The sequence below is a fragment of the Candidatus Peribacteria bacterium genome (genome assembly GCA_023038255.1).
In the GTDB taxonomy this organism is placed as follows: domain Bacteria; phylum Patescibacteriota; class Gracilibacteria; order Peribacterales; family Peribacteraceae; genus CALREJ01.
The window spans coordinates 334717-346867 of record CP082927.1; the positions used below are offsets into that span (position 1 = coordinate 334717).

The 12151-nt window shown below is 50.6% G+C and carries 11 protein-coding genes; 4 read left to right on the forward strand and 7 right to left on the reverse strand.

Going from position 1 to position 12151, the window contains the following annotated elements; translation table 11 throughout:
- Window positions 1-21: 21 nt before the first annotated feature.
- Window positions 22-483 (forward strand): DUF2975 domain-containing protein, encoded by a 462-nt coding sequence (locus K8942_01590; protein ID UPA22888.1) that lies wholly within the window; start codon window positions 22-24, stop codon window positions 481-483.
- Between the two features lie 18 nt (window positions 484-501).
- On the opposite strand, the gene K8942_01595 is transcribed toward K8942_01590, so the two are convergent.
- Window positions 502-873, reverse strand: coding sequence for a DUF2200 domain-containing protein (locus tag K8942_01595; GenBank protein UPA22889.1), 372 nt, complete (start codon window positions 871-873; stop codon window positions 502-504).
- Window positions 874-927: 54 nt separating this feature from the next.
- Complete coding sequence (locus tag K8942_01600) at window positions 928-3144, reverse strand: S-layer homology domain-containing protein (GenBank protein UPA22890.1); 2217 nt, start codon at window positions 3142-3144, stop codon at window positions 928-930.
- A gap of 275 nt (window positions 3145-3419) precedes the next feature.
- On the opposite strand from K8942_01600, the gene K8942_01605 reads away from it, so the two are divergent.
- Window positions 3420-7913 carry an S-layer homology domain-containing protein gene (locus K8942_01605; GenBank protein ID UPA22891.1) on the forward strand — a complete coding sequence of 1498 codons (4494 nt, stop codon included), beginning with the start codon at window positions 3420-3422 and terminating at the stop codon, window positions 7911-7913.
- A 37-nt stretch (window positions 7914-7950) separates the two neighbouring features.
- The gene (locus K8942_01610; GenBank protein ID UPA22892.1) at window positions 7951-8400 is read left to right on the forward strand and encodes a pyridoxamine 5'-phosphate oxidase family protein; all 450 of its coding nucleotides are present in this window, start codon (window positions 7951-7953) and stop codon (window positions 8398-8400) included.
- A 1-nt stretch (window position 8401) separates the two neighbouring features.
- Here the strand turns inward: K8942_01610 and K8942_01615 are convergent, their stop codons facing one another.
- Genes K8942_01615 through K8942_01635 form a run of 5 tightly spaced genes read right to left on the reverse strand, consistent with a single transcriptional unit; the run spans window position 8402 to window position 11373 of the window.
- A complete protein-coding gene (locus K8942_01615) occupies window positions 8402-8875 on the reverse strand; it encodes a pyridoxamine 5'-phosphate oxidase family protein (protein ID UPA22893.1) in 474 nt (157 codons plus the stop codon).
- A gap of 14 nt (window positions 8876-8889) precedes the next feature.
- Window positions 8890-9447 carry a hypothetical protein gene (locus K8942_01620; protein ID UPA22894.1) on the reverse strand — a complete coding sequence of 186 codons (558 nt, stop codon included), beginning with the start codon at window positions 9445-9447 and terminating at the stop codon, window positions 8890-8892.
- Between the two features lie 3 nt (window positions 9448-9450).
- Window positions 9451-9726: a hypothetical protein gene (locus K8942_01625; GenBank protein ID UPA22895.1), complete on the reverse strand. Its 276-nt coding sequence runs from the start codon at window positions 9724-9726 to the stop codon at window positions 9451-9453.
- Between the two features lie 55 nt (window positions 9727-9781).
- Window positions 9782-10768, reverse strand: coding sequence for a hypothetical protein (locus K8942_01630; protein ID UPA22896.1), 987 nt, complete (start codon window positions 10766-10768; stop codon window positions 9782-9784).
- 23 nt (window positions 10769-10791) lie between these two features.
- The gene (locus tag K8942_01635; protein UPA22897.1) at window positions 10792-11373 is read right to left on the reverse strand and encodes a hypothetical protein; all 582 of its coding nucleotides are present in this window, start codon (window positions 11371-11373) and stop codon (window positions 10792-10794) included.
- A gap of 232 nt (window positions 11374-11605) precedes the next feature.
- Between K8942_01635 and K8942_01640 the strand changes: the two genes are divergently transcribed.
- Complete coding sequence (locus K8942_01640) at window positions 11606-12148, forward strand: hypothetical protein (protein ID UPA22898.1); 543 nt, start codon at window positions 11606-11608, stop codon at window positions 12146-12148.
- Window positions 12149-12151 lie beyond the last annotated feature (3 nt).

Sequence of the window (12151 nt, forward strand, 5' to 3'; positions counted from 1 at the left end):
TTTTTATTTCTCTATCTATTTATGAAGCGCTCTTCTGCACTATTCCTCCGGACAGCGGTGATTCTCATCGGCATTGGCACGCTGGCTTTCCTGCTTGTGATGCCGCACTTTGAAGGCAGAAATGTGGATGCCACATTCTTTGAGGTATACTTCCAGGATCCATTCCTGGCATACGTGTACATTGCGTCGATTCCTTTTTTCACCGCACTCTTTCAGGTATTCAGACTGCTCGGATGTGCCGGGCGCAATGCATTTTTCACCCAGCATTCTGTGAGAGCTCTGCAGGTCATTCAGTATTGCGGGATGCTGATGTCTGTGTGTACGGTGGGAGGAGCGATCTGGCTGCTCTTGAGTGAAACTGATGACAGACCGCCCGTTATTGCAATGGGCCTAGTCGCGTTGTGTCTTTCTATTGGTATCGCTGTTGCGGCAGCTGTACGCGGGAGGCGGGTGCTCCTGGGCGTTCGTGCAAAAAGGCAATAGCGGATAGTGGCTTCTGCATTATTCCTTCCGCAAAATCTTCTCCATCGGCCTGCCTTTTGCCAGTTCATCAATCAGCTTATCCATATAGCGCATGGTCTGCATGGTCGGATCTTCAATATCTTCCACCCGCACGCCGCACACAACACCTTTGATGAGAGATCGTAGAGGATTCAGATCCGGAGCTTCTGCAATAAATGTTTCCAAGTCTTTTTCTTTCTTCAGTTGGCTGTCGAGTTCTTTCTGTGTGTAGCCCATCAGCCAGCAGATGCACGCGTCGACTTCTTTTTTCGTGCGTCCTTTTTTCTCCGCCTTCGCTATGTACATCGGGTAGATGCGCGCGAAGCTCATGGTGAAGACGCGGGGTTTTTTGGTGGGGTCTGGTTGCTTCATGGAACCCAGTGTACCACGGGATTTTGTACGCAATCACACGCGGGACATCACCCTTTAAAACAGAGAAGATACTTTGACGAGAATCTTTGCTGTCTCTGCGCGGTTGACGGGTTCATTGGGGCGGAAGGTCTTTTGGCCGTCATCACCGGATACAATGCCCAGCGCGGTGGCAGTCAGAATATCCTGTGCATAGGGGTGCGTCATTTCCAGATCGCTGAAGGGTATCTGCACAATATCTTTTCGTGCAACGTTGTAGGATTGGAGAATGGTGTGAATAATTTCTCCGCGCGTTGCTTTGGCTTCCAGGTTAAGTGCCTCATTCATGTACACAGTCCATTCCAGTCTGCGGGCTTCGCGTACGTATGGCTCGGCCCAGTGCTTGTCTGCCTGCATACTGGAAGGAACACGTTTGGTGAGTCCGATGATCATTTTTGCAAATTCACCGTGTGTGACATTGTCTGCCGGTCCGAATAGACCGGTGCTGTTTCCCTGTGCATCTTTGTATCCGGAGATAATGCCCTGACCACGCAGTGCGTCGACTGCAGAAAAAAACCATGCAGTGGTGCTGACATCCGAAAACGCAGGAGCGGCTCCATGGATTTCCTGGGTACTTGCTGCGGACGAAGGCGCGGCGGTAATGCGGGCAAGAAAGCGCTTGCTGGCTTCCTTAATCATTTCCGGGGTAGCGGGCCGACCGCCCCCGATTGACGGGCTCTCAGACGAGGAAGATGACGACGATGACGCGACCACTGGTGTTGCAATCACCACGCTTGTACTGGTATCCGTTGCAGCAGCATTGCCGAGCGCATCCACATACGAAAGAGTCACGGTGTAGGTGCCGTCCGGAATGACATTTGACGTGCTGGAGGCTACCTCCGGCGACGCGATGATGTCCAAAAGATTCAGCGTGAAGCTGACAGTCTGATCATCATCCATGGTGAGCGTGATGTTGTTGCTGCCCCCATCATTGAAATTCAACGTAATGCTGTTGGAGAGCGGAGATTCCGGAAGGGAGTAGCTGATCGCCATGGAAGGTGGCGTGATTGATGTGGACGTTGCAGGAGCAGTGAGAGTGGGGGATTCTGTTTCTGTGTCGCCCGCACAGGCAAAGTCGTAGCACTTTGCCACTTTCAAGTGGTAGGCAGTTTGATTCGCGTATGCGATGACCGGGAAGTTGTCACTACCCACGCCAATGGCAATAGTGGAATACATTCCATCGAAGCCGCCGTTGTCTACGGTACTGAGTGTGGTGGAAGCTGTGCAGCCGGAGTTGGAACATTTGGCGACTCTCAAGGCCGTGTTGGTGCCATCGTAGTAACTGATAACAGGGAAGCCGTCGGCTCCGATTGCAATGCTGGTGTAGTCGCCGGTAACTCCCGTGCTATCTACGGCTGTTATTGTGGCGGTTGTACAACTGACGTTACCGCATTTAGCAACTTTAAAGTCCGCATTTGAGTCGTCGTAGTAACTGATAACAGGCAGCCCATTTCCGTCCACGGCGATGGAGCTACTTCTTCCGACGGTACCGACGGAGTCGAGGGTGGTTACCGTGGTTCCGGTTGTGCAACCGGAATTGGCGCATTTCGCCACCTTAAGGGCTGTATTAGTGAGGTCGTAGTAGCTGATAACCGGGAAGCCGTCATTGCCGATGGCGATGGAGCTATAAGTGCCGAGAGATGCAGCATTATCAACAATGGTCAGGGTTGTAGCTACAGTGCAGCCGGAGTTAAAGCACTTGGCAACTTTCAGCGCTGTATTCGTTGTGTCGTAGTAGCTGATAACGGGGAAGCCGTCTGTGCCCAAGGCGAGTGAAGTGTATTCACCCATACTGCCGGTTGCATCAACTGTTGTGAGCGTTGTTGCAGACGTACATCCGGCATTAGCGCATTTCGCCACCTTGAGGTTTGTATTTGAGCTGTCGTAGTAGCTGATAACCGGGAAGCCATTACTGTCTACTTCCAGAGAAGTATAGTGACCCACACTCCCTGCAGTATCTACAGCAGTGCTGGTATTCCCTGAGGAACAGGCAGCATTGCCACACTTGGTCACTTTAAGGTTGGCACTCGTGTTATCATAATGACTGATGACAGGGAAGCCGTCACCTCCTATGTCTATGGATGTATGGAGCGCTACGACCCCTGAGTTATCCACGGTGGTGATGCTGACTGCTATGGTTCCTGCAATGGCAATGACAGGGACGACAAAGGCTGCGACTGTCAGGTATTTTGTTGCACGCGAGAGGCGTGACCATGACAAAGGAGAGGTGTGCATGGATCTGATCATAGGGGGAAAAAGCCGCGCGCCCTATTGCTTATGGATATTTACGGTAGCGCTTCCATGTCTTTATTGTTCAGTGGGTGCGCAGTCCGAAGAGTGAACTCTGCTGTCGGATACAGTGGCAGGCGGCCTGAATGTATCACGACGTTTATCGTAATTATGATCAAATAGTATTCATTGAATGCTATCTCTTCTTTACACTGAACTCCGACATAATTTCCCCTGCTTTCATGAGTCGGAATGCATACACAAAATATATCTTTGCTTGCATGGTGCTTGCAGTTGTTCTTGTCGTGCCACTGCATACGTTTGCCGCTCAGGCCACGGCCGACACGCTCGCTGCATATTGGAAGCTGAATGAGACGTCGGGTACAACGGCTGCGGACTCCTCCGGTGACGGCAAAACGGGCACGCATACGAATAGTCCGACAATCAGCTCGGATGTGCCGACTACAGCGTTCGCCAACGCGCGCAGTCTGAGTTTTGACGGCACGGATGATTACGTTTCGGCATCCAGTCCGCGTACCACTGGTAATGCTGCGTTCACGTACTCCCTCTGGTTCAAGACAGCGAACTCTACGAATGCATACCGCACTCTGTTTGGTGAGGGAAATTCTGGCTCATCCACGCAGACGTTTCATATCCAGATGCCTGCTGACGGAGACAGTGTCTGCACGACCGATGATTCGATCAAAGTGTATATGAATGATAACTCAACCGGTCAGGCGATTTTGTGTTCTACGGCAGCGGTCAATGATGGAACATGGCATCATGTTGCTCTCACCAGCAATGGCAGTAACAGTCACGTGTTGTACATTGATGGTACCCAGGTCGACTCCGACACTACTGCAATCAGTACGACCACATTCGATTCGGCGGCCATCGGAGCATTGCGCAATACCACCTTCTCCCAGTTCTTTCCGGGTAATATCGACGATGTGCGCGTCTACAAACGGGCGCTTTCCACTGGTGAGCTGACGGACCTTGCACAAGGGAGACATACGTCTGCCACATGGGATGGCTCGACGCATGCGGGTTTCGAAAATGGGACGAACTGGAGTACGAATGTCGTGCCGGATCCCTACACGCACATCACGATTCCTTTTACCGCAAACAAGCTGACGCTGACAGGTGCTGTGAGTACCGCGAATCTGACGATCAACACAGGTGCAATGCTCTTCATGAACGCTCAGTCGCTGAGCATCACGGAAGACGCGGTTCTCACGAACTACGGTACGCTTGCGGTGAAAAACACGACCGATGCATTGAATGTAAGTTTGTCGGCCGATAAAGGGACAGTGATGGTCATTGGCACCGGTGCCACGACGGGCCTCCCATTCGGAAATTCCTACAATAACCTCACAATCAACGATGGATTGGTTACCTACCTGAAATTTGACGAAACGTCTGGTACGCGCGCCACAGATTCATCGGGTTATTCCGCTTCCGGCAGACTCATTAACGGTGCTGCATTCAGTACTGCCGCCGCGCCCACGAATTTTTACAATTCCGGCAGCGTCGCGCTCGATGGATCGAACGATTACGTCGACACGCCGAGCAACCTTGTGATTGCCGCCAACAAAGGATTCATGTTCGCCGCATGGGTACGCACCAACGCAGTGACAGGCAATAAACTGGTATTTGACCGCACTGCGGCAACGCTGGGTATTGTGAACATCGGTCACAGCGGGACGAGCCTCACGTGCACAATGCGCGACGACAACAACGCCTCGCCAACCACTATCACTATCACGAACGCCATTGCTGTCGATACGTGGACACACGTTGCCTGCGGTCGCGACCAGGGGTCTTCCACCATGCGTTTTTATATTAACGGCAGACTGGCAGGTGTGTTTACCGGCCAGACCGGTCCTATTACGTCCACCATCCGGGTAGGTAATCATCAGAATGCGTCTTCGGGCTGGAACGGCTATATCGATGAAGTCCGCATTTACAATCGCAGTCTCATGCCCGGCGAAGTCGCCGCGCTCGCCGCCGGTAACCAGCCGTCGACTGCCCGTGGAACTGTGACACTCAATCAGCTTATTGCTGTGTATGGTGATCTCACGCTCAACGGAGGTAGCCTGGACGTATCGTCTTCAGATTACGCACTGCAGGTATTCGGCGATTGGATAAATAACGGCGGTATTTTTAATGCGCGCAAAGGAATCGTGCACCTTCTCGGTAGTGGCGATTTCACGGTCCAGTCCGGTGGTCAGCGGTTTAATCAGATTATATTCAACCAGAGTGCTGGTGACTGGACATTGCGCGAGGCGCTGACCGCAAGCGGACAGTTGACTCTTCAGGCAGGATCTCTCGATGTTCATGCGACGGAAAATTATCCGATCCGCGCGGGCTCTCTGGATAAAGGTCTGGACGGCTCCTTCCTTCCGCGTTCCGGAATGGTCATCCTTACCAATGCAGAGGATGCACAGCTCTCCTTCGATACGTCCTTCAACGAATTGCAGATCGAAGACGCAACCGAAAACGGGCTTGTCGGTTACTGGAAATTCGACGAGGGCACGAACTCTGGCGCGATCCTTGATCTATCCGGTTATGACAATACCGGCGTGCGAAGCGGTACGGGTGCTATTTGGAGTGGCAGCGACAAGGCATCTCTTGCTTTTCAGAATCCCAATGCCATGCAGTTCAATGGATTTAACGATCATGTGACGGTGCCGGATGATACATCACTGGATCTCTCGGGAGCGGCGACACTGAGCGCGTGGGTCAAGTGGGGCAGTGCGATCGGCACCGACGATGATTCACTCATTGATAAAACACAGTCCGCCGATTCGGCGAGTTACCGCATGTATCTCATCAACAGCGGTTCGGATGCCGGAAAGTTCGGTTTTTACAACGGCACGGCTGCCGCGACCAGCGTGACGACCGTGTCGCGCGGTACGTGGCATCACCTTGCAATCACGCTGTCCGGCTCGACGGCGTTGTACTATCTGGATGGCGTACTCGACGCGACCCGTTCGATCAGTCTTGGTTCCGCAAATAACGGTCCTGTGTTGATTGGTACGGATACGCAGCTCGCAACCCGGCATTTCAACGGATCGCTCGACGACGTGCGCTTGTATAATCGCGCTCTTTCTGCAGCTGAAATTGAAAATCTATACAACGGCTTCTACGCCAATGGCGACAGTGGAACGGCAACCACGACGCTCATTGCTAATCTGGATACAGACGCACTGACCATATTCTCCGGCAAGTTTTCAGGCGGGTCTGAAACCACCCGCATCTCGGGTAATCTCAATAACTATGCCGGCAGTGATGCTTTTGATGCGACGTATGCCACTGTGTATTTTGATGGCAGCAGTGCCCAGACCATTCGCGGTTCCAATACCTTCGGTATTATGGAGATTTCCACGGCAAGCGCCCGAACGATCAGTTTTTCATCCGGCTCCCTTCAGCGTGTGTCCAGTTCTCTTACCCTGCTCGGGCAAGCGGGCAATCTTCTCACGCTCTCCCCGCTTACAGCGGGTACTACGTGGTACATTGATCTTGATGAGGCTGCCACACAGAGTGTTCAGTACGTCTCCCCGAGTTATTCCAGTGCGATAGATGGTCTGACTATTCTGGCATATAACGGCACATCCGTTGATGGTGGCCATAACGTGAACTGGCAGTTTACGCAATCTTCGTCATCTTCCAGTACGACTACAGAAACGGTCACAACAGGTGGGATGCGTGGCCATGGAACAAATACGACCCGCGCGGTCGCAATCATCAACGAACGCTACCGTCGTGCATTGGTGATGAATGATGGAACGGAGAAGAAAACATCAACCACGCCGCAGACTCAGCCGACAGAAGATGTGACCGATCCCATCGGAACATATGCCATTTCCACAAGCCAGAACCGTATGGTCCTCAATACGGATGATGTGCTGCTTGTCTACAGAGACGTTCTGTCCGACATGTGGTACTCGCCCTATGTTGCAAGCGTCATCGAAAGTAATATCGCTCGTGGATACAAGGACAAAAGCGGAAAGCTTACCGGAGAATTCGGTGTCGGGAAGCCAATTACCTACGCGGAAATTCTGAAAATGACTCTGGAAGCAGCCAGGAAATCAGCCATCAAAACGGCACCGCCACGCAACAAATCGGCTCAGGGAGATTGGTCCTCCCCGTATGTCGGCATTGCCGAGGAACTAGGGTTGAGTGTGATCGGGGTCGATGTAAACGTACAAACATCCATCACCCGCGGAGAAGTGGTGCAGCTCATTATGGAAACCATGGGGATCACTATCGGACAAACGCCATCCACTTTCCAGGATGTTCCGGCTACACATCCTCATTCGCATGCCATTGCAGCTGCCGCCTTTTTCGGATTGATTGAAGGGGACAGGGATACGAATGGAGCACTACTCAACACGTTCCGCCCGGATGCGCATATTAATCGTGCAGAAGCGGCCAAACTTATTGCGCTCGCCAAGGAAATCCAGAGACGCGGAGCTATTTCCCTGCCAGCCTTCGGTGGAATGCCGGCACCATCGTCCAGCACCTCCAATCCCTCTTCTTCATCGTCTGTTGCATCCTCCATTAGTCCGCAGCAGGCAGTGCGTGCAACGGTTGCCTCTCCGCAGTTGAATGTGCGTCTTGATTCCCGCATCGAGTCCGATCAGCTGCGAACGTTGTACTACGGCGCAGTTGTCGAGATTCTCTGGAGCCAACCAAATGGTTGGTCGCGCATCAAAGATGCATATGACAGAGAGGGTTTTGTGATGACGCGGTTCCTTGCGATACAAGAGTGATTTTGGCTTCGAACAAGCACATGTATACTGTCTCCATATGCAAATCGATCTGACCCCCTCTCAATGTGAAGATATTCTGGAGCGGAACCATTACGGACACCTTGGCTGTGTCGACAATGGTCAGCCCTATGTTCTTCCTATTACCTATGTCTATGACAGCGGCACCTTCTATGCCTTCTCGCTCACAGGACGCAAAATCGACATTATGAGGAAGCATCCTTCCATCTGTATTCAGGTGGAGCGCATTGTCAGTGAGCGCGAATGGGAGAGTGTGCTCTGTTTTGGAGAATATGAAGAGGTAACCGATCCAGGCGAAGCAAAGCAAATACGCTTACGACTCGCAGAGCTCCATGGAGATGCTCTCTGGAATGGAGTAGAACCGCCTGTCATGCCGGCAGTGGTGCAAAGCGGGCAAAGGAACATTGAAGAAAGCATTACCTACCGCATGAAGCCGGTGCACATGACGGGTAGAGCGGAAAAGGCATGACCTACCTGTCCGCTTCGTACAGCTTTCCTGTCCTCTCGGTGACCACGATACGGAATAGCGTGGATTGCCTGTTGTTCACAGGCAGGGGGGTTGCTTTCTCTGTGAAGGAATAGTGAGGCACTGCAATGCCGACGTTTTCCTGCATAGCGCCCAATCGGTTTGTCAGGAGTTCGACAATCATGGATGCTTCCACTTCATCCAGTGTTTCAAAGGAGAATTCCTCAAAATGTCCCCAGCATATTACACTTCTCCACTCCTTTTCCTTTTGCTGCTGCACCTGAAAGCAAACAAGCGGATTCCGTCGGAGAATATCGGTTTTCTTCCCCTCCGTTGTCTGTCCATACAGCACATTCTCATGAAAAACGTATGCAAGAGGAATGATGTACGGTTTCCCGTTGTCACTGCAGGCAAGATGTCCGTAGATTTCTGACTCCAGCAGCGTGTTCATGTCGGCGTCTGACAGCATTCGTTCCATATGCACAGTATACCTCATATCATGCCCATTGCCTGCTCAATTTGCCTGGCCATTGTTCCTGGATGCGGTACGCGCGTGATCGCAGTCGCAGATTCAAACTGGAGCGTGCCGTAGTTCAGGACATATTGCAGGAAATTCTGTTTGTGCGATTCCACTGTCTTCATTTTTTCAAAACTGATTTCCAGCATCTCCTCACGCCATAACAGGCTTTCACGGATGGAGATGACCCGTTTGTTTGTCACGATAATATATGCCTGTGATTCAGCCAGCAGAAACCAGAAAAACCAATGCTGGGTTACAAAAAGAATGATGAGGCCAAGAAGAAAGAGTGTGGCTGACATGCCGAACGCAGCGGGTGCACTCACCGTTGAAACATACAAAAGAAGCGCCCCTCCACCCATCAGAACGATGTACAGAAAACAGGGGAAAACGTACTTGATCCAGTGTTCGGCAGAAATGAGACGCAAACTTTCATTGCTGGTGATGACGGGTTTTGCAACAGGGCGCCTGATCCAATAGCGATCAAGTCTCGACAGAAACGACAGGCCGTCGGGGGTGGATTGCTGATCCATAGTTCAGGAGAGAGTGAGTAACCTCACATAGATCACGCTCGTCAGCACAACGAGGAAGAGTGTGGAGAGAACGTAGAGCCAGAACAGTATGCCAAATGATTCTCGTCCCGCCTGCTTCCCGCCGTTTTGAAGAGATGAAAAAAATGCTCTGTGACTGACAATAATATGACGATACGAAAGAAGTCCGATACAGAGCACAAGGAGCGACAAACATTCCAGCACAATAATCACCGTAGACAGGATGGATACGCCCGTTGATGCAAAAAGTGTGGTGCCCATGTGAAGATAATACTATCACAATACAGTATGCGTGCGATTGCCAAAGTGATTCATATCAGTGTGCGGACACTCCCGGCACATCGCATACAACAGTGAGCGGGTGAATAAGATGCTCAAGATCTTTGCCATCCTGCCACTCTTCAATACTTTTGAAGGCATCGATATACATATTGCGCATGGAATCATCCGCATAGAACGCTATATGCGGGGTGGTGACCACGTTCGGATGGGCGATGAGCTCCTTGTTCTCGGAAAAATTCTGCTCATGTTCCAGTACGTCCAGGAGCGCGTGTGCCACTTTTCCGTTCCTGAGTGCGTCGAGGAGCGCGCCGGAATCAATCAACGATCCGCGTGCAGTGTTCACGAGGACAACGCCCTGTTGCATCTGCGAAAATGCGGAAACATCAATCATATGATGCGTTTCTTTCGTATCGGGAACGTGCAGGGTGATGATATCACTTTGTGACAGAAGCTCCGGCAACGACACGTAGCGAACTCCCAACTGCTCCACTAGTTCCACGGTTCTGCACTGATCCACAGCAAGGATATCCATGCCAAACCCGTGCGCGATTTCTGCAACTTTTCTGCCGATTTTTCCCGTGCCGGCAATGCCGATGGTCTTTCCGCGCAATGCCATGCCGCGCAATCCGTGGTAATCGAATGTGCCCCCTTCCACCTTCCGGTCTCCTTCAGACACATGGCGAAGTGTGCTCAGTAGAAGTGCAAAGACGTGTTCTGCGATGACATGCGAACCGTAGTCGGGAACATTGCAGACCATGATGCCACGCTCTTTGCATGCATCGGTATCAATATGGTCATAGCCGACGGAGCGCGTCACTATGAGCCTGAGTGTGGGGAGAGCCTGAATGACTTCTTTTGTGAAATGCGTATTGATAAAACAGGACACTGCTTCAGCATCTGTACAGGCGCTGATCAGCTCCTGCTCGTTCAGGATTCCCTCCTGAATAATAGCGGTCGGAAATGCCCGCTCAACGAGTGGACGGTCTTCACGGTCGACTTCTACAAATATGATAGAGGACATGATCGTACTATACGCTTATTTTTTTACGGGTAATGACTTTTTCTGATCCTCTGAGGTGTATAAATGAAGATGGTCATCGCTGCATTCATAACAATCATTGCCAGTGAGTGGAGCATGGTCGCTACGTTGTATGCTTCCAATGAAAAAAGCGTCAGGATATGCCGCAGGACATTCATCGTAAATAACGTCGGTGCTTCCGTATGAGGATTGTGCGATGCTTTGATGAGTGTCGGAATAAAAGCGATCACATCGATCGATACCACGACGATTACCGAAATAGTCGGATCGTTTGTCAGCGCCCATGGAATCAGTCCTGCTAAGGCTGCAATCAAAAAGTATGTATCCCTTCTAGCGATATTCCTACATCCATTTTGCAGAGAGAACAGGAAGATAATGATAGTGAATATTTCAGCCACTCCTGTCGGGATAGCTCCGACACCTCCTCCTTTCACGACCTGTCCGGAAAAAGTGACAGCAGAGACGATCGACCATACAAGCCACGTATAGGGGTGGGGCTGAATTTTCTTCGTGATGACATCGTATAAATATGGAACATTTCCCATAATCGCCAACACCGTCGCTATGAGAGACAATATCTCTTTCATGTTTGTGACTATAGCACGTTCACTCTGCCCAGATTCGTGTTTGTAGATTTTGTTGAAAGGATGAATTGGCTCCCCCGTAAATGGGATGCTCGCACCCTGCTCAATGCCTGTGAAGACATAGAGTTGAAGATCATCTATGTGGGTAAGTTCAGGCCATGGAGTGAAGAGGCTCAGCTTATGCAGGACTCAGTATTAGGAGATGTGACTTCCCAAGTCGTACAATAACCATGCTATGGAAGTACCTTATTCATCAAAATATACAACAGATGGCTTATTTGCGGCCAATATCATCCATTTTCTATATGCACTGCATATGATTCCAGCTGTCCAGCAGTCTGTGCAGCATAAACTAAGTGGAGCAATTACCTTACAAACGTCACAGGGTGAACAAATAACTACTTATTTACATGAATTGCCAATTCTTGATAAAGATAAAATGGATCTGATTGGCAAGAAGCTCTATCAGCTATCTGCTCAAATTCTTTTAGGTGATTGTTATGAAATTGCCTTATCAAGAGCCAAAGATTCCAACTCAGAGATAATGGATTTTTTCAGGCACATTAGAAATGCATGTGCCCACAATGGGCGCTTTTTAATAACAAAGAACATCAACCGTTTGGCTAAGTGGAGAGATAAAGAGATTGATAAAAAATTAGACGGGACTCCTCTGTTTGATTTTTTTGCTGTAGGAGACGCCCTTCTTTTTCTGCGTGATGTAGAACAGCACCTATTGTCGGACGAATCTGCATGGCAGTTAGAAAAAGCTGAAAATTAGAAT